This window comes from Pseudomonas sp. NFX183 (genome assembly GCF_047943075.1).
Lineage (GTDB): Bacteria > Pseudomonadota > Gammaproteobacteria > Pseudomonadales > Pseudomonadaceae > Aquipseudomonas.
This window is the reverse complement of sequence record NZ_CP181333.1, coordinates 4,980,138-5,001,760: the sequence shown is the minus strand read 5'-3', so window position 1 is coordinate 5,001,760 and position 21,623 is coordinate 4,980,138. Positions and strand designations below refer to the sequence as shown.

18 protein-coding genes and 1 pseudogene are annotated in these 21,623 nt (G+C 61.9%); 9 read left to right on the top strand and 10 right to left on the bottom strand.

What is annotated here, in order from left to right:
• Positions 1 to 30: 30 nt before the first annotated feature.
• The 9 genes from ACM530_RS23520 to urtA form a co-directional block, all read right to left on the bottom strand.
• The gene (locus ACM530_RS23520; RefSeq protein ID WP_145165733.1) at positions 31 to 987 is read right to left on the bottom strand and encodes an AAA family ATPase; all 957 of its coding nucleotides are present in this window, start codon (positions 985 to 987) and stop codon (positions 31 to 33) included.
• 3 nt (positions 988 to 990) lie between these two features.
• Positions 991 to 2,034, bottom strand: a complete 1,044-nt coding sequence (locus ACM530_RS23515) for an aliphatic amidase (RefSeq protein ID WP_404483125.1) — start codon at positions 2,032 to 2,034, stop codon at positions 991 to 993.
• A 15-nt stretch (positions 2,035 to 2,049) separates the two neighbouring features.
• A complete protein-coding gene (locus tag ACM530_RS23510; RefSeq protein ID WP_145165735.1) occupies positions 2,050 to 2,397 on the bottom strand; it encodes an FmdB family zinc ribbon protein in 348 nt (115 codons plus the stop codon).
• A 2-nt stretch (positions 2,398 to 2,399) separates the two neighbouring features.
• The gene (gene fmdA / locus ACM530_RS23505; RefSeq protein WP_416363284.1) at positions 2,400 to 3,629 is read right to left on the bottom strand and encodes a formamidase; all 1,230 of its coding nucleotides are present in this window, start codon (positions 3,627 to 3,629) and stop codon (positions 2,400 to 2,402) included.
• A 219-nt stretch (positions 3,630 to 3,848) separates the two neighbouring features.
• Complete coding sequence (urtE, locus tag ACM530_RS23500) at positions 3,849 to 4,538, bottom strand: urea ABC transporter ATP-binding subunit UrtE (RefSeq protein ID WP_145165737.1); 690 nt, start codon at positions 4,536 to 4,538, stop codon at positions 3,849 to 3,851.
• 10 nt (positions 4,539 to 4,548) lie between these two features.
• The gene (gene urtD / locus ACM530_RS23495; RefSeq protein WP_159957340.1) at positions 4,549 to 5,307 is read right to left on the bottom strand and encodes an urea ABC transporter ATP-binding protein UrtD; all 759 of its coding nucleotides are present in this window, start codon (positions 5,305 to 5,307) and stop codon (positions 4,549 to 4,551) included.
• Positions 5,304 to 6,467, bottom strand: a complete 1,164-nt coding sequence (gene urtC / locus ACM530_RS23490; protein ID WP_416363283.1) for an urea ABC transporter permease subunit UrtC — start codon at positions 6,465 to 6,467, stop codon at positions 5,304 to 5,306. Before urtC ends, urtD begins: the two co-directional genes overlap by 4 nt.
• Positions 6,468 to 6,477: 10 nt before the next feature.
• Positions 6,478 to 7,395, bottom strand: coding sequence for an urea ABC transporter permease subunit UrtB (gene urtB, locus ACM530_RS23485; RefSeq protein WP_177410123.1), 918 nt, complete (start codon positions 7,393 to 7,395; stop codon positions 6,478 to 6,480).
• Between the two features lie 166 nt (positions 7,396 to 7,561).
• Positions 7,562 to 8,770 carry an urea ABC transporter substrate-binding protein gene (gene urtA / locus ACM530_RS23480; protein ID WP_369303273.1) on the bottom strand — a complete coding sequence of 403 codons (1,209 nt, stop codon included), beginning with the start codon at positions 8,768 to 8,770 and terminating at the stop codon, positions 7,562 to 7,564.
• Positions 8,771 to 9,116: 346 nt separating this feature from the next.
• Between urtA and ACM530_RS23475 the strand changes: the two are divergent.
• The 3 genes and pseudogenes from ACM530_RS23475 (at position 9,117) to ACM530_RS23465 (ending at position 14,970) form a co-directional block, all read left to right on the top strand.
• A pseudogene (locus tag ACM530_RS23475) lies at positions 9,117 to 12,499 on the top strand (ATP-binding protein).
• Positions 12,474 to 13,139, top strand: a complete 666-nt coding sequence (locus ACM530_RS23470; protein ID WP_053256610.1) for a response regulator — start codon at positions 12,474 to 12,476, stop codon at positions 13,137 to 13,139. The pseudogene ACM530_RS23475 and the gene ACM530_RS23470 overlap by 26 nt, the downstream one beginning before the upstream one ends.
• 706 nt (positions 13,140 to 13,845) lie before the next feature.
• The gene (locus tag ACM530_RS23465; RefSeq protein ID WP_416363282.1) at positions 13,846 to 14,970 is read left to right on the top strand and encodes an IS481 family transposase; all 1,125 of its coding nucleotides are present in this window, start codon (positions 13,846 to 13,848) and stop codon (positions 14,968 to 14,970) included.
• A 182-nt stretch (positions 14,971 to 15,152) separates the two neighbouring features.
• Here ACM530_RS23465 and ACM530_RS23460 read toward each other — a convergent pair whose 3' ends face one another.
• A complete protein-coding gene (locus ACM530_RS23460; protein WP_145166114.1) occupies positions 15,153 to 15,983 on the bottom strand; it encodes an IclR family transcriptional regulator in 831 nt (276 codons plus the stop codon).
• A 241-nt stretch (positions 15,984 to 16,224) separates the two neighbouring features.
• Here ACM530_RS23460 and ACM530_RS23455 point away from each other — a divergent pair, with 241 nt between their 5' ends.
• The 6 genes from ACM530_RS23455 to ACM530_RS23430 are packed head-to-tail and all read left to right on the top strand — an operon-like array spanning position 16,225 to position 21,618.
• Positions 16,225 to 17,253, top strand: a complete 1,029-nt coding sequence (locus ACM530_RS23455) for an ABC transporter ATP-binding protein (protein ID WP_416363281.1) — start codon at positions 16,225 to 16,227, stop codon at positions 17,251 to 17,253.
• Positions 17,250 to 18,095 (top strand): ABC transporter permease, encoded by an 846-nt coding sequence (locus ACM530_RS23450; RefSeq protein WP_214248528.1) that lies wholly within the window; start codon positions 17,250 to 17,252, stop codon positions 18,093 to 18,095. The genes ACM530_RS23455 and ACM530_RS23450 overlap by 4 nt, the downstream gene beginning before the upstream one ends.
• Positions 18,096 to 18,099: 4 nt before the next feature.
• Positions 18,100 to 18,894 carry an ABC transporter permease gene (locus ACM530_RS23445; protein WP_065932095.1) on the top strand — a complete coding sequence of 265 codons (795 nt, stop codon included), beginning with the start codon at positions 18,100 to 18,102 and terminating at the stop codon, positions 18,892 to 18,894.
• Positions 18,894 to 19,184: a (2Fe-2S)-binding protein gene (locus tag ACM530_RS23440; protein ID WP_145166111.1), complete on the top strand. Its 291-nt coding sequence runs from the start codon at positions 18,894 to 18,896 to the stop codon at positions 19,182 to 19,184. The genes ACM530_RS23445 and ACM530_RS23440 overlap by 1 nt, the downstream gene beginning before the upstream one ends.
• Entirely contained in the window at positions 19,181 to 20,524 is a 1,344-nt protein-coding gene (locus ACM530_RS23435; protein ID WP_416363280.1) for an FAD-dependent oxidoreductase, read from the top strand. The genes ACM530_RS23440 and ACM530_RS23435 overlap by 4 nt, the downstream gene beginning before the upstream one ends.
• The gene (locus tag ACM530_RS23430) at positions 20,521 to 21,618 is read left to right on the top strand and encodes an NAD(P)/FAD-dependent oxidoreductase (RefSeq protein ID WP_416363279.1); all 1,098 of its coding nucleotides are present in this window, start codon (positions 20,521 to 20,523) and stop codon (positions 21,616 to 21,618) included. Before ACM530_RS23435 ends, ACM530_RS23430 begins: the two co-directional genes overlap by 4 nt.
• The last annotated feature ends 5 nt before the right edge of the window (positions 21,619 to 21,623 follow it).

The following is a 21,623-nucleotide window of genomic DNA, read 5'->3' as shown; positions in this document are numbered from 1 at the left end:
ATATTAGCCCTAATTGGTCAGCATGCAAGGCTATTGTCGCGAAACGTCCAAGTGTTCACCCCGCACCGTTACTCGCATCCCTTGCACAGCAGGATCGCGCAGCAAGCACTCCGCGATCGCCGGCTCCAGCTCCACCCGTACACGACGGCCCAGCGCACGCGCGCCAAACCGTGCGTCGTGCTGGCGACACAACCATGCCCTTGCCGACGCATCCATGCTTAATGAGCGCTGGTGCGCCGCCAGACGCTGATTGAGCTTCTCCAGCTCCACGTCCAGCAGCGCATCAAGCCAGCGCTTGTCGAGGGGTTCGAACATCAGGATACGATCGATGCGGTTGAGAAACTCCGGCTCGAAATGCCCGTGCAACGCCTCTTCCAACACCGCCGCTTCGCCCCGCACAAATACCCGCAGCAGCCGCCGCCAGCCCTGAGCGAAGCGTTGGCGATGCCGACGCGCCTGGTGCGCGCCGATGTTGCTGGTCATGAAAATCAGGCTGTTACGAAAATCCAGGGTGCGCGTGCCACCCGCCAGGGTCAGTTGGCCGTTTTCAAGAATGCCCAGCAGGCTGCGCACCACCTCCTGGCTGGCTTTTTCCAGTTCATCGAACAACACGATGCCAGGGCGGCTGTAGCTGCCCTGGATCAATTCGCTGTTGAACAGGCTGATGCCTTCCTTGCTGCCCACGTACCCCGGCGGCGCGCCGGTCAGCGCGGCGGCGTAATGCTCCTGGGCCAGGGTGTGCATGTCGATGCGGCAAAACCCGTCGGCCCGGCCATGCAGCGCCTGGGCCAGCAGGCGCACGATTTCGGTTTTGCCCACGCCGGTCGGGCCCATGAACAGGTTGACGCTCAATGGCCGATCGCGCTCGCCGATATCGGCCTTGACCACCTTGAGCAGCCGCTCCACCTGCGCCAGCGCCGCCTCCTGGCCAACGATGCGACTGCGCAACAGCGCCATCACCTGCGCCGGTTCAAAGGTAAACCGCATGCCCTACTCCACCCCTTTTTCTTTGCCGCCATGGGGCAGTTGCCCCACCGGGCACTCGGCGACACCCACGGTGCTGCGGGTGATTTTTTCGACATTCTCCTGGGCCTTTTGCGCGTCCAGCACCCAGGTGCGGTAGAACTCGAACGGGCAGTCCGCCACGCCCTTGTCGCCATCGCCCGAGGCATGCATGCCGGTATAGCCACGGTGCAGCAACTTGAACAGGTGGTTCTGCGACTGGTCGTTGGCCCGCGCATCGCGAATCTGCGACACCGACAGTTGCGCGTACTGGATGCCCATCTCTTCCTCGCCGCACTCACCCAGGGTGCGCCCGTCAAAGCCGATGATCGCCGAGTGGCCGAAGTACGAATACACCCCATCGAACCCCGCCGCGTTGGCCACTGCCACATAGCAGTTATTCGCCCAGGCCATGCTCTTGGACATCTGCACCTGCTGCTCTTTGGCCGGGTACATATAACCCTGACAGCGCACGATCAACTCGGCGCCCTTCATCGCGCAGTCGCGCCAGATCTCCGGGTAATTGCCGTCGTCGCAGATAATCAGGCTGATCTTCATGCCCTTTGGCCCGTCGCACACATAGGTGCGGTCACCCGGATACCAACCCTCGATGGGGCACCACGGGATGCACTTGCGGTAGCGCTGCACGATTTCGCCGAGGTTATTGATCAACACCAGCGTGTTGTACGGCGCCTTGTGCGGGTGCTCCTCGTGGCGCTCGCCGGTCAGGGAAAATACGCCCCAGGTGTTTGCCTGGCGGCACGCTGCCGAGAAGATCGCGGTCTCATCGCCGGGGATACTCGCGGCCGTGGCCATCATCTCGTCGTGGTCGTACATGATGCCCATGGTGCTGTATTCGGGGAACACCACCAGGTCCATGCCGGGCAAGCCCTGCTTCATGCCGAGGATAATCCCGGCGATTTTCTTCGCGTTGTCGATGACCTCGGCCTTGGAATGCAGGCGCGGCATCTTGTAGTTCACCACCGCGACACCGACGGTGTCTGGGCTGCTGGAAATATCGCCATGACGCATAACATCACTCCTGGTCTAGTGACTGATCATCCACGGCCGTGGCCCGGTCCTGGTCTTGAGGCCCAAGGGGTTGGCCTTGCTCGGCTCGACTTTTTTGCGGGTGCCGCAGCAGCTGCAACCGGCCGGATGTTTGCGGCTTTGCTGGTATTCGCCGACGGTTTGCGGCGCATGGGCGCTGCGCTCGTTGCCGGCGATAGCCTTGCGCTGGTTGGCCGACAGCGTTTGCAGTGCCGGGGCCGAGACCCTGAGCGGGCCGCCCGGCCCTTCGCAGTACGGGCACTGGCTGGGCTCGTTGCGTTGGGCGATGGGCCGCAACATCGTGAACGTGCCGCAGGTGTCACAGGCATATTCGTAAGTCGGCATGGCTACAGGTCCGGGGCAATGGGCAGGTCGACGCTGCCGTCGAGGAACTGGGTGGGGCCGTTGGCATTGGGGTTGATGTCGAACTCGAAGATTTCCGTCGGCAGCCACAAGGTCGCGCAGGCATTCGGAATATCCACCACACCGCTGATATGCCCCTGCACCGGCGCCGAGCCGAGCAAGGCATAGCCCTGGGCCGGCGAGTAGCCAAACTTGGTCAGGTAGTTGATCGCATTCAGGCAGGCCTGGCGGTAGGCGACGTTGACGTCCAGGTAGTGCTGCTGGCCCTGTTCGTCCACCGAGATGCCTTCGAAGATCAGGTAGTTCTTGTAGTTCGGTGTGATCGGGCTGGGCTTGAACACCGGGTTCTTGATCCCATACTTGGCCATGCCGCCCTTGATCAGCTCGACCTTCATGTGCACCCAGCCGGCCATTTCGATGGCGCCGCAAAAGGTGATCTCGCCGTCGCCCTGGCTGAAGTGCAGGTCACCCACCGACAACCCGGCGCCGTTGACATAGACCGGGAAAAAAATCTTCGAACCGCGCGACAGGTCCTTGATATCGCAGTTACCGCCATGCTCACGCGGCGGCACCGTGCGCGCGCCGGTCGCAGCCGCGTCGTTACGGGCCTGGCCCTTGAGCTTGCCCATGTGCGCGGTGGTGGCCAGTGGCGCATTGGCCAGCGGCGGCACGCGGGTCGGGTTGGTATCGATCAGTTCCTGCTCGCGGCGGTTCCAGTCGGCGAGCATCACCGGGTCGGGCAGGCAGCCGATCAGGCCGGGGTGGATCAGGCCGGCAAAGTTAACCCCCGGAATGTGCCGCGAACGGGTGAACATGCCTTTGAAATCCCAGATGGCTTTTTGCGCGCTGGGGAAATGATCGGTGAGAAAACCGCCGCCGTTCTGCCGTGAGAAGAAGCCGTTGAAGCCCCATTGCGAATCCGCCTTGGCGCCGATATCGAGCAAGTCCACCACCAGCAAATCACCCGGCTCGGCGCCGTGCACACCCACCGGGCCTGACAGGTAATGCACGGTGGACAGGTCCACGTCGCGCACGTCACTGGCATCGTCATTGTTCTTGATTGCGCCGGCGGTCCAGTCGTAGGTTTCCAGAATGAAGTCATCGCCGGGCTTCACCCAGCACGCCATCGGGATATCCGGGTGCCAGCGGTTATGGATATTTTCGTTTTCAGTGACGGGCTGGTTGAGGTCGACTTTGATCAGCGTTTCGGTCATGGACTGGCTCCTGGGCGGATGGTCTGGTGCGTGGAATCCAGTCTCGGGGAGCCAGGGAAAACCGGAAATACGTTGGATGACGTATGAGATTTTCAAAGCAGACACAAAACAACTGTGGGAGCGGGCTTGCTCGCGAAAGCGGTGTGTCAGTTAACAGATAAGTCGACTGGTACACCGCTTTCGCGAGCAAGCCCGCTCCCACATTAGAACTGTGTTGTTTTAGACGGACAGGTAGCGGCTGATGGTCGCTTCATCCACGCGGTCGCGGGTCTCTTCGATCACGAAGCGGCCCTTCTCGATCACCAGAAAGCGGTCGGCAATCTCCAGGGTGAACGACAGCACCTGTTCGGACACCACGATGGTCAAATCGCGCAGGTTGCGAATCTCTTTGAGCGTGCGCGCAATGTCCTTGATGATCGACGGCTGGATGCCCTCCGTCGGCTCGTCGAGCAACAACACCTTGGGGTTAGTCGCTAGCGCCCGCGCAATCGCCAGTTGCTGTTGCTGCCCGCCGGACAGGTTGCCGCCCTTGCGCGACTGCATGTCATGCAGCACCGGAAACAGCGCATACAAATCCTCCGGCACCTTGCCGCGGGCCGACGCTGGCAACCCGGTCTGGATATTTTCCAGCACCGTCATGCTCGGGAAAATCATGCGGCCCTGGGGCACATAGGCAATCCCGCGCGCCACCCGCTCGTGGGTTTCCAGCGCCGACACATCGTGCCCGTCCACACTGACCTGGCCTTGCCACTGCGGCAGAATGCCCATCAGGCTCTTGAACAGCGTGGTCTTGCCCATGCCATTGCGGCCCATCACCGCGACGATCTCGCGCTTGGCCACGTTCAGTTGCAGATCGTGCAGGATCTGGCTCTGCCCGTAACCACAGGACAACTGGTCGATCTTGAACATGCCGGATTCCTCAGTGGCCCAAATACACTTCAATGACTTTCGGGTTGCTTTGCACCGACTCCATGCTGCCCTCGGCCAGCACCTTGCCCTGGTGCAGCACCGTGACTTTATGCGCGATGCTTTTGACGAACTCCATGTCGTGCTCGATCACCAGCACCGAGCGGCCCTGGCTGATGCGGTTGAGCAATTCGGCGGTTTGCGCGCGCTCATTCACGCTCATGCCTGCCACCGGCTCGTCGAGCATCAGCAACTCCGGGTCTTGCATCAGCAGCATGCCGATTTCCAGCCACTGCTTTTGCCCGTGGGACAGCAGGTCGGCCTGCTGTTGCAGCAAATCACCCAGGAAGATTTCCCGCGCCACCTCTTCCACCCGCGCAACCACCTGAGCGCTGCGCTTGAAAAACAGCGCGCCCCACACCTTGCGCCCGGCGGGATAAGACATCTCGAGGTTTTCAAACACCGTGAGGTTTTCGTAGATCGACGGGTTCTGGAACTTGCGCCCCACGCCGGCGCGCACGATGTTGTACTCGCGCATCCTGGTCAGTTCCTGGCCGTCGAACTGGATGCTGCCGCTGGTAGCGCGGGTTTTGCCGCAGATCAGGTCGAGCACCGTGGTCTTGCCGGCGCCATTGGGGCCGATGACCACGCGCACTTCATTGCGGTCGATATACAAGTTGAGGTTGTCGACCGCCTTGAAGCCGTCGAACGACACGGTGAGGCCTTCAATGGCCAACACCGGTTTTTTCATTTCAAAGCCGACGGCGGTCATGGCTGGGTCTCCAGGATGTTGCTTTTAGCCTTGGGTCTAACCGCCGGACTCACCGGGGGCGCCGCCACGGGTTTGCGCCGCAGCAGTCTGGCCAATGCCTGGCGACCGTGGCTGTCCCACAACCCGGCCAGGCCATTGGGGAAATACATGACCACGGCAATAAACAGCCCGCCCATCAGGTACAGCCATAATTCAGGAAAGGACTCGGAAAAGTAGGTCTTGCCGTAGTTCACCAGCAGCGCGCCATACACCGCGCCGAGCAGTGACATGCGCCCGCCCACCGCGGCGAAAATCACCATCTCGATTGACGGCACGATGCCCACGAACGACGGAGACATAAAGCCCACCTGCAAGGCAAACATCGCCCCGCCAATCGCCGAAAACGCGGCGGCCACGCAGAACACAAAGATCTTGAAACTGGCCACGTCGTAGCCGGAAAACCGCACGCGCTCTTCTTTGTCGCGCATCGCCATCAGCAGCCGGCCCAGCTTGGACGCGAGGATAAAACGGCCGATAAAGATGCAGCCGAACAGCAAGCCGGCGTTGATGAAGTACAGGATCATTTTCGCGCTGTCGGTGCGCAGGTCCCAGCCCAGCAGGGTCTTGAGGTCGGTGATGCCGTTGACGCCACCGGTCAGGCCTTGCTGGCCGACGATCAGCACGGTAAGGATCAGCGCAATCGCCTGGGTGACGATGGAGAAATACACATCGCCCACGCGCCGCTTGAACAGCGCCATACCGATGATTAACGCCAGCAGCACCGGCACCGCAATCACCGCTACCAGCGTGAAGCTGAAACTGTGAAACGGCTGCCACAGCCAGGGCAGTTCGGTGATCTGGTTCCAGTCCATGAAGTCCGGGATGCCCGGTGTGGATTGGATCTTGGTGCTCTCGGGGTCGGAGGCTTCCAGCTTGAGGAACATCGCCATGCAGTAACCGCCGACGCCGAAGAACACACCCTGCCCCAGGCTGAGAATGCCGCCATAGCCCCAGCACAGCACCAGGCCCACGGCGACAAACGCATAGGTCAGGTATTTGCCGACCATGTTCAGGCGGAACGCGTCCAGGGTCAGGGGAAATACCACCAGTACCAGCAATGCCAACAACACGATACCGATCAGGTTTTGCTGGCCGCCCAGCAGCTTGTCTAAAGCCTTCATCTGCTCGCCTCTACTTGCGCACTTTGATGGAGAACAACCCTTGCGGGCGCAGCATCAGGATCAGAATGACCGAGGACAACGTGAGTACCTTGGCCATCGAGCCACTGAGGAAAAACTCCGACAGCGATTGGGTCTGGGCGATCACGAACGCCGAGGCGATGGTGCCGAACAGGCTCTGCGCGCCGCCGAATACCACCACCAGGAAGGTGTCGACGATGTACTGCGAACCCGCCGTCGGCCCGGTGGAGCCAATGGTGGTAAACGCCGCGCCCGCGACACCGGCCACGCCGCAGCCGAGGGCGAAGGTCATGCGGTCGACCTTGCGCGTATTGATGCCCACCGCGCGGCTCATCAGGCGGTTCTGCACCGTGGCGCGCACCTGCAGGCCCCAGCGCGAGCGGTACAGCATCAGGAAGATCGCGGCGGTCAGCAGCAGGGTCAGGCCCATCATGAACAGGCCGTTGCGCGGGATCTCGATGGCATCGGTGAAGTTCACCGAGCCCATCAGCCAGGCCGGCGGTTCGGCGCTGACTTCACGCGCGCCGAACACCGAGCGAAAGGTTTGCTGCATCACCAGGGACAACCCCCAGGTGGCGAGCAAGGTGTCCAGCGGACGCTTGTACAACCGGCTGATCATCGCCCACTCCACCAGCCAGCCGATCGCGCCGGCAACAAGGAATGACAGGGCAATGGCAACGAAGAAGTAATAGGGTTGAAAGCTTGGCGCAAAGTGCGCGGTAAGGCTGGAACACACGTAGGTGGTGTAGGCGCCGATGGTCAGGAACTCGCCGTGGGCCATGTTGATCACGCCCATCTGGCCAAAAATGATCGCCAGCCCCAATGCCATCAGCAACAGCACGCAGAACACGGACAAACCGTTGAACCCCTGCATCGCCGCGATGGCTCCAAATTCCGATAGCCATTCCATGATGATGGTCTCCTACAGAGAGATGAAATGCAGGCTTGTGCCGTTTTGCCTTATGTGGGAAGGGGCTTGCCGCGATGAGGGTGGGTCAGCTTATAAAGCGGTGACTGACCCACTGCTATCGGGGGCAAGCCCCCTCCCACAGTTTGAAACTCAGTGTGCCTGGGGGTTATTGGTAACCCTTGGGAAACGGGTTCGGCTCGATCAGATCCGACTCGTAGATCACCTTGAACTGCCCGTTGGGCTGCACTTCGCCGATACGCGACTTGCTCCACAGGTGATGGTTCTCGTGGATCTTCACGTAGCCTTCCGGCGCGTTTTTCAGCTCGATGCCAGGGCTTGCCGCCACGACTTTATCCACGTCGAAACTGCCGGCTTTCTCCACCGCCGCTTTCCACAACCAAGGGCCGAGGTACGCCGCCTGGGTCACGTCGCCGATGACCGCGTCCTTGCCGTACTTGGCCTTGAAGGCTTCGACGAAGGCTTTGTTGTTCGGGTTGTCCAGGCTCTGGAAGTACTTCATCGAGGCGTAGAAGCCGGCCATGTTTTCGCCGCCGATGCCGAGCAATTCGTCTTCGGTGACCGACAGGGTCAGCAGGGTTTGTTTGGACGAATTCACACCCGCCGCATTGAGTTGCTTGTAGAACGCCACGTTGGAGCCGCCGACCACGGCCGCAAACACCACGTCCGGCTTCTTCAGCTTGACCTTGTTGATCAACGAGCCGAACTGAGTGTTGCCCAGCGGGTAGTAGTCTTCGCCAACCACGGTGCCGTGCAGCACGTTCTCAATGTGCTTGCGCGCGATCTTCATTGAGGTGCGTGGCCAGATGTAGTCCGAGCCGACCAGGTAGAAGGTCTTGGCGCCCTTGGTCTTGGCGATCCAGTCGAGGCTGGCGAGGATTTGCTGGGTGGCTTCCTGGCCGGTGTAGATGACGTTTTTCGACTGTTCCAGGCCTTCATAGAAGGTCGGGTAGTAGAGCAAGCCGTTTTCTTTCTCGAAGATCGGCAGCACGGCTTTGCGTGAAGCCGACGTCCAGCAGCCGAACACGGCGGCGACCTTGTCGTTGACCAGCAGCTTCTTGGCTTTTTCGGCAAAGGTCGGCCAGTCGGAGGCGCCGTCTTCCTGGATCACTTTGATCTGGCGTCCCAGGATCCCGCCCGAAGCGTTGATCTGTTCGATGGCCAGGCGCTCGGCCTGGATCGAGCCGGTCTCGGAAATCGCCATGGTGCCGGTGGCCGAGTGCAACTGGCCGACGGTGACTTCGGTAGGGGTCACGGCCAGGCCTTCGTTATCGGCCAGCACGCCCTGGCTGAACAGAGCGGCCGCCAGTAAGGACAAGGCCAACAGCGGTGTGGAGCGGATCAATCGTGGTGCCATGGGGCGACTCCTCTGCAATGAGGGGTTCAGCATGGCGGCAGCGAGCCATCGCGGGTATACGCAGCCTGACGTAACGGTGTACGTCATTTGACGTATGCCGTTGCGCACTGTTTCAGGGCAAGTTGTGGCGAGCGGGCTTGCCCCGCGTTGGGCTGCGAAGCAGCCCTGTTAAGAACAGCGCATTTTTCCAGGTAAATAGTGTTGTCTGGTTTCAGGGCTGCTACGCAGCCCAACGCGGGGCAAGCCCGCTCGCCACTGCAAACCCGCTCCCGCATTTGGACCTGCGGCACCTGTCAGGGCATGGAAGTTGCTCATTCAATCTCGCCCTTCTGCGGAGTCCTCAACCGTGCACCCCACCTCCGGCACCCAGCGCATCGTCAAGATCCGCCGCGACTACAACACCTGGGTCGCCGACGAGACCATGGAAGACTACGCCCTGCGCTACACGCCCAAATCCTTTCGCAAATGGTCGGAACTGCGCATCGCCAACACCGCCCTGGGCGCCGTGTCCTTTCTGGCGCTGGAAGCCATCGCGGCGTGCTCGCCTTGAGCTACGGTTTCACCAACACGTTCTGGGCGATCCTGGCGATCAGCCTGGTGATTTTCCTCACCGGCCTGCCCATCAGTTATTACGCCGCCCGTTATGGCGTGGACATGGACCTGCTGACCCGCGGCGCCGGCTTTGGCTACATCGGCTCGACCATCACCTCGTTGATTTATGCCAGCTTCACGTTCCTGTTCTTCGCGCTGGAAGCGGCAATCATGGCCCTGGCCCTGGAGCTGTATTTCCACATTCCGCTGGCCATCGCCTATGTGATCTGCTCATTGCTGGTGATTCCGCTGGTGGCCTACGGCGTGACCCTGATCAGCCGCCTGCAATTGTGGACGCAACCGCTCTGGCTGCTGTTGCTGGTGCTGCCCTACGGTTTTGTCTGGTGGAAAAACCCCGACGTCTTCAGCGACTGGACCAGCTTTGTCGGACGCAGTGGCGACGGCGGCGGGTTTAATTTGCTGTCGTTCTGCGCCGCCTGCACCGTGGCGCTGTCGCTGGTCACGCAGATCGGCGAACAGGTCGACTACCTGCGCTTCCTGCCGGAAAAGACCGCCGCCAACCGCAAACGCTGGTGGGCCGCCCTGCTCTGCGCGGGGCCCGGCTGGATCATCCCCGGCGCGCTGAAGATGTTCGCCGGGGCGTTTCTGGCGTTTCTCGCCCTGCAACATGAAATCCCCATGGAGCGCGCCGCCGAGCCCACGCAGATGTACCTCGTTGCATTCCGCTATGTGTTCAGCTCGCCGGAATGGGCGCTCGGCGCGATGGTGCTGTTCGTGTTCATCTCACAGATGAAAATCAACCTGACCAACGCCTACGCCGGCTCCCTGGCCTGGTCGAACTTTTTTGCCCGCGTGACCCACAGCCACCCCGGCCGCGTGGTGTGGCTGGTGTTCAACGTGGCCATCGCGCTGATGTTGATGGAGCTGGGCGTATTTGATGTGATCGACCAGGTGCTGGGGCTCTACGCGAATATCGCGATTGCCTGGATCGGCACGCTGGTGGCCGACCTGGTGATCAACAAGCCGCTGGGTCTGTCGCCCAGACACATCGAGTTCAAGCGCGCGCACCTTTACGACATCAACCCGGTGGGCGTCGGCTCGATGCTGATTGCCTCGTTGCTGTCGATCCTCGCCCACTTCGGCCTGTTCGGTGCCCTGGCCCAGGCCGCGCCGCCCTTCGTCGCGCTGGGCACGGCGCTGATCATGGCGCCGCTGTTGGCCTGGCTGACCCAAGGCAAGTACTACATCGCGCGTACCAGCGACGTGACCCTGATTCACCCGGTGGCCCCCGCCACTCACGCGATCTGTGGGCTGTGCAGCAACCCGTTCGAAACCGCCGACATGGCGTTTTGTCCGGCCTACAGCACGCCGATCTGTTCGCTGTGCTGCTCGCTGGACGCGCGTTGCGGTGACCGGTGCAAACCTCATGCGCGCCTGGTCACGCAGTTCGAAGGCGTATTGCGCTGGCTGCTGCCCACCACCCTGATGCCGCGCCTGCATACCCGGCTGGCGCATTACCTGGGGTTGTTATTGGTGCTGGTGCTGCTACTCGCAGGCGCGCTGGCGTTGATTTACGTGCAAGCCGCCCAAGGGTTGCCGCATTCCGAGACCTTGTATCAGGCGTTCTTCAAGGCTTTCCTGACCCTGTCAGTGCTGGCCGCCGTGCTCGCGTGGTGGGTGGTACTGACCCGCGAAAGCCGCCGCGTCGCCCAGGAAGAATCCGACCGCCAGACCCTGCTTTTAATGCAGGAAATCGACGCCCACAGCCTCACCGACCAAGCCCTGCAACAAGCCAAAGAGGCCTCCGAAGCCGCGAACGCCGCCAAAAGCCGTTACGTCACCGGGCTCTCTCACGAGCTGCGCACGCCGCTGAACAGCATCCTTGGTTTTACCCAGATCCTACAGCGCGACAACGCCATGCCCGAGCAGCATCAGGACGCGCTGGCGACCATCCTGCGCAGCGGCTCGCACCTGCTGTCGCTGATCGATGGCCTGCTCGACGTGGCCAAGATCGAGGCCGGCAAACTGCGCCTGGAACTCACGGAAATCCCCTTCCCCGAGTTGCTCCACGACCTGGAACAAATGTTCACCCCACAAGCCCAGGACAAGGGCCTGCGCTTTCGCCTGGACTGCGTGGGCAAGATCCCGGCCGTGGTGCGTGGCGATGAAAAGCGCGTGCGCCAGATCCTGATCAACCTGCTCGGCAACGCGGTGAATTTCACAGACAGCGGCGAGGTGCGCCTGCGGGTCAGCTACATGCGCGAAACCGCCAATTTTGAAATCATCGACACCGGCATCGGCATTGACCCTGGGCAGATCGAGCGGATATTCCAGCCGTTCGAGCGCGGCGATCTGATGCGCCAGGACAAGGGCGTGGGCCTGGGGCTGACCATCACGCGCATGCTCACCTCGCTGATGGGCGGCGAGTTGCGCGTTACCAGCGAGCTGGACAAGGGCACGTGTTTCCAGGTGCGGCTGTTCCTCTCCCAGGTGCGCGCGCCGCAGGCGGTGGTGCACGTGGAGCACGACATCATCGGTTATCACGGTGTGCGCCGACGCATTCTGGTGGTGGACGACCATGTGGACCATCGCAAGGTGCTCAGTGGCATGCTCACACCGCTGGGGTTTGAGGTGATCCAGGCCAGCAATGGCCAGGACGCAATCCGCCAGGTGGCGCTGCTGGCGCCGGACTTGATCCTGATGGACCTGTCGATGCCGACCCTGGATGGCTGGGAAACCAGCCGCTTGATCCGCCGCAATGCGCTGTCCAGCGCGCCGATCATCGTGATCTCGGCCAACGCTTTTACCGACGACCGTGAACGCAGCATCGCCGCCGCCTGCAACGACTACCTGGCCAAACCGGTGCGCACCCCGGAACTGCTCGGGCACCTGCAACAGCACCTGGATCTGCAGTGGCTGCGGCGCACCAGAACGTCCGCACCGCCTGCACCGCCCAGCGTATTGCCCAGCCCCGAAGACCTCGCCGCCCTCGCCGAACTCAGCGCCATCGGCTACGTGCGCGGCTTGCATGAAAAACTCGACACCATCCTGGAACACCATCCGGACGCCGCGCCTTTCATCGCCAAAGTGCGCGGGCTGCTCAAGGGTTTCCGCCTGGATGAACTCAACCGAACCTTAAAGGAGGCCGAAGATGAATGCGCTCACCCGCAGCACTGAACCTGGCGTGGTGCTGATCGTCGATGACACCCCGGACAACCTCGCCATGCTGTCCGACGCCCTTGATGACGCGGGCTACATGGTGCTGGTGGCGCTGGACGGCCTCAGCGCGTTGAACCGCGTGCAACGCCGGCGCCCGGACCTGATTCTGCTGGACGCAATGATGCCGGGCCTGGACGGCTTCGAAACCTGTCGCCGGCTCAAGGCGCAACCGGCCAGTGCGGACATCCCGGTGGTGTTCATGACCGGGCTGACCGACAGCAAGCACGTGGTGCAAGGCTTTGAGGTGGGTGGCAGTGATTACGTGACCAAGCCGATCCAGACGGATGAGGTATTGGCGCGGGTGGCAGCGCATTTGCGTACGTCACGAATCCTGCTCTCGGCGCGTGCCGCCACGCAGCCGAGCGTGCTGACCCTGGAGGACGCCCCGGCGCAACGACTGTTATCCGCGCGGTTTCAACTGACCGAGCGTGAGGTGGAAGTGCTGCGTTGGGTGGCGTGTGGGAAAACCAACCGGGACATCGGCGACATTCTGGGGCTGAGCCCCAGGACGGTGAACAAGCATCTGGAGCATGTGTATGTGAAGCTCGGCGTGGAGACTCGAACAGCCGCGACCTCAGTTGCACTGGCCGCGATCTGAATGTGTGTGGTGCTTGTGTGGGTCTCATTACATCAGGCAGAGGCTGTGCTGATCTGCATTGCCCTAAAACCTCGGGCTGTACTCGGTCAATGTGGGAGCGGGCTTGCCCGCGATGGCATCAACTGGTTATGCCTGACACACCGAGGTGCCTGCATCGCAGGCAAGCCAGCTCCCACAGAAAAGCAAAGCAGTGAGGTGGTGACGGGCTGCACTCGGTCAACTTGTGGGAGCGGGCTTGCTCGCGAAGGCGGTGGGTCAGTGACACATGAGCTGACTGAACCACCGCCTTCGCGAGCAAGCCCGCTCCCACATTTAGAGCTCAGTGCATCAGATAGAGGTGTGTTGCTGTGTTTTTGATCCGCTTTTGCTTCTACCACTCAGGTCGGCTTTCAGGCCGCCGTGCTCTTGATCTTGCTTTTGATCTGACAGGCCCCGTCAACCACGCTGGCCGAACGCAGGCTCGAATCCGTGGGTAACCCGGCAGGACGCCGGGTTAGCCGCGTTGGGCCATGGATGGCCCGTCGCGGCGGCCCACGGATTCAAGCCGGAGTGAGGGAATGCCGAGCCTAGGCGAGGCACCGAGTGGTGGGGCAAAGACCTTTTGGTTACTTTTGGGGCGTTGGGTGTACGGACCGGACACATGGTTGACGGGTGTGCGGGGACATGGTGGACACTTTTGGCGAGCCAACTTCGCCGGAAAGCCATCATGCCCTGGGACACGAGAGATGCCATGAGCCTGAAAGAAGAGTTCATTGCCTTAGCACGGCAACCCGGCAGCAATAAACGAGAGCTGTGTCGGCGGTTCGGCATCAGCCCGCAAAAGGCCTATAAGTGGTTGAAACGCTATGAAATGCATGGGCAGTCCGGGCTGCAAGAGAAATCCCGAAAACCTGCGACTAGCCCAAAGCTAACCGCGCCAGCTTTGGAGGCGCAGGTCATAGCGCTTAGGCAAGCACATCCCGCTTGGGGCGGACGCACAATCAGCAGCCTTTTGAAAAAGCAGATTGCTCCTAGCACCGTCACCAATGTTTTGCACCGATGCGGGCTGATTCAGCTTGTTCAGAAGGAACAAGAAGCAAAGCTGAGATTTGAACACGATGCACCTAACGATCTTTGGCAGATGGATTTCAAAGGGCACTTCCCGACACAAGAAGGCCGATGCCATCCCCTGACGTTGTTGGACGATCACTCACGATTCAATTTGGCGATTCAAGCTTGTGATAACGAGCGTGGAATCACGGTGAAGGAAAAGATGATCGAGGTATTTCAGCGCTTTGGGTTACCGGCTCGCATCAACGTTGACAATGGACCGCCATGGGGCTCGCCACGCAACCCTGGAGAAATCACAGAACTAAGTATCTGGTTGATTCGCTTGGGGATCAGGATCAGCTTCAGTCGTCCTTACCACCCTCAAACCAATGGAAAGATTGAGCGTTTTCATCGTTCACTCAAAGCGGAGGTGCTTGATGGGCGTCAATTCTCCACGATCAAGGATGCTCAAACAGCGTTTGATCAATGGCGTGAGGTCTATAACTTAAAACGCCCTCACCAAGCACTGGATTACAAGGTGCCTATGGACCGGTACCGAGCAAGCCCTTGGGCTTATCCGCAGCAGCTATCGGAATTTGAATATGGGCCGGATGATGTGCTGGCCAAGGTTTATCACAGCCGATTTCGCTTTCAGAAACGTTATTTCAGCATCGCCAAGGGGCTGGTTGGGCAGCACATTGCCGTTCGACCCAACCCTGAAAGTGACGGGCTCTTTGACGTCTACTTCTGCCACCACTTCCTACGAACGATCGACATGAGCAAACCTGACTATGGTTCATAATGTGTCAACCATGTCCCCGCACATGTGTCCACCATGTGTCCGGTCCGTACAGGGCGTTTGCCAAAAGTGACCCGCTGTAAGAGCGGAACCGCCAGCCGCCGTTACCGCAGCAACGGATATGTACTCAAATCTACCAACAGAAGCGCCCGCCCAAAGACGGCCATAGCGCAACGGCACACAAGCTACCCACCAAAAGCCTGCGAAGGCCGACGCAACGTCGGATCAAACGGATTGATCCTCGGCCCGATCGCCGCCGCCTCACGCTTGAGCAACTCCACCACCATCGGCAACCGGCTCGGCCCCAATCGATCACTGATAGTCGCCACACTCAACGCCGCCACCGCAACCCCCTCCCGATTCAAAATCGGCACCGCCAACCCCGCCATGCCTTCCAGCACTCCGGTGTTGCGCGCGGCATACCCCAGGCTGCGCACATTCTCCACTTCCGAACGCAGCAGCACCTCGTCATACAGGTGAAAATCCTTGAGCCGAGGCAAGTTGTAGCGAATCACCGTCTCACGCTCCTCCTCCGGCAAGAACGCCAGAATCGCCAAACTGCCCTGCCCCACACCCAACGCCACACGCCCGCCAATATCCCCGGTAAAGGTGCGGATCGGGTACGGCCCTTCGCTGCGGTCCAGGCAGATCGCATCAAAACCACTGCGTGCCAGCAAAAACAACGAATCACCCAACGAAGCACTCAAGCGCAACATGCTCGGCCGCACCAGGTCACGCAGGTTGCCGGTCTTGCCCGCGTTCGCCGCCAGCGCGAAGAACTCCAGGCTCAGGCGATAGCGCTTGCTGCGCGCGTCCTGCTCGACCATCCCCTCGTCCATCAGGCTGCGCAACAGGCGGTGGGTGGTGGGCTGCGACAGCCCGACCTGCTGCGCCAGTTGCGTCACGCGTTCGCCGCCTTCGGGCACCTCGCCCAATGCACGCAACAGCGCGAACACCCGCGACACGCTGCCAGAACCCACTTCTTTGTCGCTGCCATTCCGCTCAGTGGAATCCATATCACATAATCTCGGCGTAAATTCTGCTGAATGAATAAATTGGAAAATAATAGTCCGTTGAGTGAAATTCCATCTTCCGCCCATCCTAGTCTTCGTCCTAATCTGCGTCCACAGGGGCGAAATGAACAACAAACGGCAGCCGACTCAAGATCGAGCGCCACCGCACCCGCAGCACTCTTTTCGCATCTGCCCAAAACAAAAAAGCGCGTTTCGACGCGACTCAAAAAGGTGGAACGCAGACATGGCATTTCTCCAACTCAACGCCTTGAGCAAACGCTACGGCGCCGTCGATGCGGTGGTCGCCACTGACCTTGCGGTAGAAAAAGGCGAGTTCGTTTCCCTGCTCGGTCCCTCGGGCTGCGGCAAAACCACCACCCTGCAAATGATCGCCGGCTTCGTCGACGTGAGCGGCGGGCAGATCCTGCTCGACGGCCGCGACATCACCCACGCCAAACCCGCCAGCCGTGGCCTGGGCGTGGTGTTCCAGAGCTACGCGCTGTTCCCGCACATGACCGTGCGCGACAACGTCGCCTTCGGCCTGAAGATGCGCAAAGTGCCGACCGCCGAAATCGCCCGCCAGGTTAAAACCGTGCTGGAACTGGTGCGCCTGGCGCCGCACGCCGAGCGCTACCCGCGTGAACTCTCCGGCGGCCAGCGCCAGCGTGTAGCGCTGGCCCGCGCGCTGGTGATCGAGCCGCCGGTGCTGCTGCTCGATGAACCGTTGTCCAACCTCGACGCCAACCTGCGCGAAGAGATGCAGTTTGAAATCCGCCGCATCCAGTGCGCGGTGGGCATCACCACTTTGATGGTCACCCACGACCAGGCCGAAGCACTGTCGATCAGCGACCGCGTGGTGGTGATGCAGGCCGGACGCGTCACGCAGATCGACGCGCCGTACACGCTCTACGAACACCCACGCACGCGCTTCATCTCGGACTTCGTCGGCAAGGCCAACCTGCTGCCGGGCGACTACGACGAACTTGGCACCCCACAAGTACGCCACGCCAGCGGCGACGGCGAGCTGACCCTGAGCCTGCGCCCGGAAAAAATCACCTTGGTGGCCGCAGGCAGCGGGCGCGTGCAAGGCAAGGTGCTCGACAGCTACTTCTTCGGCAGCCAGTGGCTGTACCGCGTCCATACCTCGCTTGGCGACATTACCGTGGTGCGCAGCAACGACGGCAGCGCGCCGCTCGGTTGCGGCGCGGCCGTCGGCCTGGACTGGCACGCCGGCTTGCTGCGCGTGTTGGCGGCAGATGAGGTGCACGCATGAGTCGCGGTTATCTGCTGTCGTTGCCGGCCCTGGCGCTGTTCACCGGGCTGTTGATTCTGCCGCTGGTGATGACGCTTGTGCTGTCGTTCAACGTGTTCGACTACCAGGTGGGCGTGAAGGCGGATGAGTGGACCTTGGCGCATTACCTGTCGCTGTTCAGTGATGCGTACTTCTATGAAATCTTCTGGCGCACCTTCTGGATCAGCGCGCTGGTGACCTTGCTGTGCGTCGTGATCGGCGTGCCCGAGGCTTACATTCTGAGCCGCATGGGCACGCCGTGGCGCTCGATCTTCCTGATCCTGATCCTCACGCCGCTGCTGATTTCGGTGGTGGTGCGCGCCTTCGGCTGGAGCCTGTTGCTCGGCGCCGACGGGCTGGTCAACCAGGTGATCCAGGCCCTCGGCGGGCGTCCGGTAAAGCTGCTGTATACGCCGTTTGCGGTGATCATCGCACTGGTGCACGTGATGCTGCCGTTCATGATCATTCCGGTGTGGACCTCGCTGCAAAAGCTTGACCCGTCGGCAGAACAGGCGGCGCTGTCACTGGGCGCCAGCCAAGCCACGGTGATGCGCAAAATCGTATTGCCGCAGGTCATGCCCGGCGTGCTGTCCGGCACGTTGATTGTGTTCGGGCTGGCGGCCAGCTCGTTTGCGATCCCCGGCCTGCTCGGCGGGCGCCGCCTGAAAATGGTCGCCACGGTGGTGTACGACCAGTACCTCTCGGAACTCAACTGGCCCATGGGCGCGACCATCGCGGTGGTGCTGCTGTTGGTCAACCTGCTGATCATGCTGAGCTGGAACCGCATGGTTGAAAGCCGCTACAAAAAGTCCCTGGGGGTTTAAGCGCATGTCCAGAAACGGTCCTTTGGCCCTCGGCTTTCACGGCCTGGTGGTGCTGTTCATGATGGCGCCGCTGGTGGTGGTGTGCCTGGTGGCCTTCACCCCGGAAAACACCTTGAGCCTGCCCACATCGGGCTTCTCCCTGCGCTGGTTTCGCGCAGTGTTCGAGCGTGCCGACTTTATCCAGGCGTTCTATAACAGCCTGATCCTGGCGTTTACCGCCGCCACGTTGGCCACGCTGATCGCTGTGCCGGCGGCCTTGGCGATCAGCCGTTATCAGTTTCCGGGGCGCAACTTTTTCAGTGCGTTGTTCCTCTCGCCAATCATCATCCCGCACCTGGTGCTGGGCGTGGCGATGCTGCGTTTGTTCGCGCTGATGGGCGTGAATGGCAGCTTCACCTGGCTGATGCTCGCCCACGTGGTGATCATCACGCCGTACGTGCTGCGCCTGGTGCTGGCGGCGGCAATCGGCATTGACCGCAGCGCCGAACAGGCGGCGGAGTCGCTGGGGGCCGGCCGCTTTACGCTGTTTCGCCAGATCACCTTGCCGATGATTCTGCCCGGTGTGGCCGGCGGCTGGTTGTTGGCGTTCATCAACAGTTTCGATGAGGTGACCCTATCGATCTTCGTCAGCTCGCCGGCCACGCAAACCCTGCCGGTGCGCATGTACGTGTACGCCACCGAGTCCATCGACCCGATGATGGCGGCGGTGTCGGCGCTGGTGATTGCACTGACCGCAGCAACCATGATTCTGCTCGACCGGGTCTACGGCCTGGACCGCGTGCTGGTGGGGAAACATTGATGGCGTTGTTCAAACGATTGGCCGAAACCCAACGCCCGGCTGTGGCCTTCACCCTGGATGGGCAACCGGCCACGGGCTTGCTCGGCGACACGTTACTGACCGCCGTGCTGACCTGTGCCGAGCACCTGCGCGGCAGCGATTTCAGCGCCGAACGCCGCGCCGGGTTCTGCCTGATGGGCGCCTGCCAGGATTGCTGGGTGCGCCTGGCAGATGGGCGCCGCGTACGCGCCTGTGCGACGTTATTGGAAGAAGGCCAGGCGATCAGCCGTGACCCGGGGCGCCAGGCATGAAGCGAACAGTGATTGTGGGCGCAGGCCCGGCCGGCATCAGTGCGGCGCGCACCCTGCTCGACCACGGCGTCACGCCGTGCCTGGTGGATGAAAGCCTGCGCGGCGGCGGGCAGATTTACCGGCGCCAACCGGCCAACTTTCAGCGCTCGGCCAAGCAGCTTTACGGGTTTGAAGCCAGCAAGGCCGAGGCCGTGCACCGCACCATGGATGAGCTGGCGCCTTTGGTCGACTATCGGCCGGAAACCCTGGTGTGGAACGCCGAGGACGGTCGCCTGGACCTGTTGAATCGCGGCCACGCCGAGAGCATCGAGTACGCGCAGCTCATCGTCGCCACCGGCGCCACCGACCGCATCCTGCCCGTACCGGGCTGGACCTTGCCCGGTGTCTATAGCCTCGGGGCGGCGCAGATCGCCTTGAAGTATCAGGGCTGCGCCATCGGTGAGCGCGTGGCGTTTTGCGGCAGCGGGCCGTTGCTGTATCTGGTGGCTTATCAATACGCCAAGGCTGGGGCCAAGGTGGTGGCGGTGCTCGACAGCGCGCCGTTCAGCGCGCAATGCCGCGCCTTGCCTGCATTGCTCAGGCAACCGGCGACGCTGGCCAAGGGTGTGTATTACCGCGCCTGGCTCACGGCGCATGGCATTCCCGTACACCAGGGCGCGACGCTCACGCAGATCGACGGCGAACAACGGGTCAACGGTATTCGTTGGGGCGAGCACACGTTGGAGTGCGATGCCGTGGCCTTCGCCCATGCCTTGCGCAGCGAGACACAGCTGGCGGATTTGCTCGGCTGCGAGTTTGCCTGGAACAGCTTGAACCGCGCCTGGTTGCCCGCGCGCGACCGCGCCGGGCGCAGCAGTGTCCACGGCGTGTACCTGGCAGGCGATGGCGCCGGGATCATGGGCGCCGACGCGGCGCACATGGCCGGCGAGCGCGCGGCGCTGGCGGTGCTGGAAGACTCAGGCATTGCCGTCGACCCTCGCCGCACGGCCGTCTTGGAACAGCAACTGGCGAGCATCCAGCGCTTTCGCCACGGCCTGGAAACCGCATTCCCCTTCCCCGAACACTGGGCCGCGCAGGCGCCGGATGAACTGATGCTGTGCCGCTGCGAAGAAGTCAGCGTCGGCGAAGTGCGCGCGGTGGTGGATGAAGGCCACTGGGAAATCAATCGGGTCAAGGCGCATTGCCGCGTCGGCATGGGCCGCTGCCAGGGGCGCATGTGCGGGCTGGCAGCAGCGGAAATTGTCGCCGAGCGCAGTGGTCGCGGAATTGAACACGTCGGCCGCCTGCGCGGCCAGGCGCCGATCAAGCCGCTGCCGTTTGGCGTCGAGGTGCAGCCATGATCGACGTGATCGTGTTGGGCGGCGGTATCGTCGGTGCATCGGCGGCCTTGATGCTGGCGCAAAAAGGTCAGCGCGTGGCGTTGGTAGAGCGCGACTTTTGCGGCTCGCATTCCAGCGGTGTGAACTACGGCGGCGTGCGCCGTCAGGGGCGGCCGCTGCATCAGTTGCCGCTGTCGCAGCGCGCCCATCAGTTGTGGGCCGACTTGCCGGGGTTGATCGGCATCGACGGCGAGTACGTGCGCTCCGGGCATTTGAAGTTGGCGCGCAGCCATGCGGACCTCGACGCGCTGCAGGCCTATGCCAAGCAAACCCGTGGCTTTGGATTGGGTTTGCAGGTGTTGGATCACGCTGAACTGCGCGCGCGGTTCCCTTGGGTCGGCGATATCGCGGTCGGCGCTTCGCTGTGCCCTGAAGACGGGCACGCCAACCCGCGGCTGGTTTCGCCCGCGTTTGCCCGCGCCGCGCAGCGCCAGGGTGCTGAGGTATACGAGCAGGCCGAAGTGATGCGCATCGAACACGCTGGCCAGCAGTTCCAGGTGCACTGCGCCAACGGTCTGCACCTGCAAGCACCGTGGCTGCTCAACTGCGCTGGCGCCTGGGCCGGGATCGTCGCAGCGCAATTCGGCGAACCGGTGCCGATGACGTCGGCGCACCCGGCGATGCTGGTCACCGAACCGCTGCCGGTGGTGATGAACGTGAGTACCGGCGTTGAAGGCGGCGGCATTTATGCGCGCCAGGTCGCCCGTGGCAATTGCATTCTTGGCGGCGGCCGGGGCTTTGCGCTTGGCCCGCTGACGGCGCGTCCGGGGCAGGCGGCGGTGTTGGAGATTTTGCGCAACGCCGGCGAACTGTACCCGTTTCTCAAAGGTGCCCAGGCGATACGTACCTGGAGCGGTACCGAAGGTTACTTACCCGATCACGAACCGGTGATCGGCCCCAGCAGCACCCAACCTGGCCTGCTCCACGGTTTCGGCTTTGCCGGCGCCGGGTTCCAGCTCGGCCCTGCGGTCGGTGAAGCCCTGGCAGAGATCGTCTGCAGCGGGGCCAGCCGGCAGCCCATCGAAGCGTTTTCCATCCGTCGTTTCCAAGCCTGAGAGGA

Coding starts and splice junctions, on each gene's coding strand:
- ACM530_RS23460 (WP_145166114.1), bottom strand. CDS start 15,983: ATGGATTCCACTGAGCGGAATGGCAGCGACAAAGAAGTGGGTTCTGGC.
- urtC (WP_416363283.1), bottom strand. CDS start 6,467: ATGAAGGCTTTAGACAAGCTGCTGGGCGGCCAGCAAAACCTGATCGGT.
- ACM530_RS23440 (WP_145166111.1), top strand. CDS start 18,894: ATGGCGTTGTTCAAACGATTGGCCGAAACCCAACGCCCGGCTGTGGCC.
- ACM530_RS23465 (WP_416363282.1), top strand. CDS start 13,846: ATGCCCTGGGACACGAGAGATGCCATGAGCCTGAAAGAAGAGTTCATT.
- fmdA (WP_416363284.1), bottom strand. CDS start 3,629: ATGACCGAAACGCTGATCAAAGTCGACCTCAACCAGCCCGTCACTGAA.
- ACM530_RS23515 (WP_404483125.1), bottom strand. CDS start 2,034: ATGCGTCATGGCGATATTTCCAGCAGCCCAGACACCGTCGGTGTCGCG.
- urtB (WP_177410123.1), bottom strand. CDS start 7,395: ATGGAATGGCTATCGGAATTTGGAGCCATCGCGGCGATGCAGGGGTTC.
- ACM530_RS23430 (WP_416363279.1), top strand. CDS start 20,521: ATGATCGACGTGATCGTGTTGGGCGGCGGTATCGTCGGTGCATCGGCG.
- ACM530_RS23470 (WP_053256610.1), top strand. CDS start 12,474: ATGAATGCGCTCACCCGCAGCACTGAACCTGGCGTGGTGCTGATCGTC.
- ACM530_RS23510 (WP_145165735.1), bottom strand. CDS start 2,397: ATGCCGACTTACGAATATGCCTGTGACACCTGCGGCACGTTCACGATG.
- urtD (WP_159957340.1), bottom strand. CDS start 5,307: ATGACCGCCGTCGGCTTTGAAATGAAAAAACCGGTGTTGGCCATTGAA.
- ACM530_RS23520 (WP_145165733.1), bottom strand. CDS start 987: ATGCGGTTTACCTTTGAACCGGCGCAGGTGATGGCGCTGTTGCGCAGT.
- urtA (WP_369303273.1), bottom strand. CDS start 8,770: ATGGCACCACGATTGATCCGCTCCACACCGCTGTTGGCCTTGTCCTTA.
- ACM530_RS23435 (WP_416363280.1), top strand. CDS start 19,181: ATGAAGCGAACAGTGATTGTGGGCGCAGGCCCGGCCGGCATCAGTGCG.
- ACM530_RS23455 (WP_416363281.1), top strand. CDS start 16,225: ATGGCATTTCTCCAACTCAACGCCTTGAGCAAACGCTACGGCGCCGTC.
- ACM530_RS23445 (WP_065932095.1), top strand. CDS start 18,100: ATGTCCAGAAACGGTCCTTTGGCCCTCGGCTTTCACGGCCTGGTGGTG.
- ACM530_RS23450 (WP_214248528.1), top strand. CDS start 17,250: ATGAGTCGCGGTTATCTGCTGTCGTTGCCGGCCCTGGCGCTGTTCACC.
- urtE (WP_145165737.1), bottom strand. CDS start 4,538: ATGTTCAAGATCGACCAGTTGTCCTGTGGTTACGGGCAGAGCCAGATC.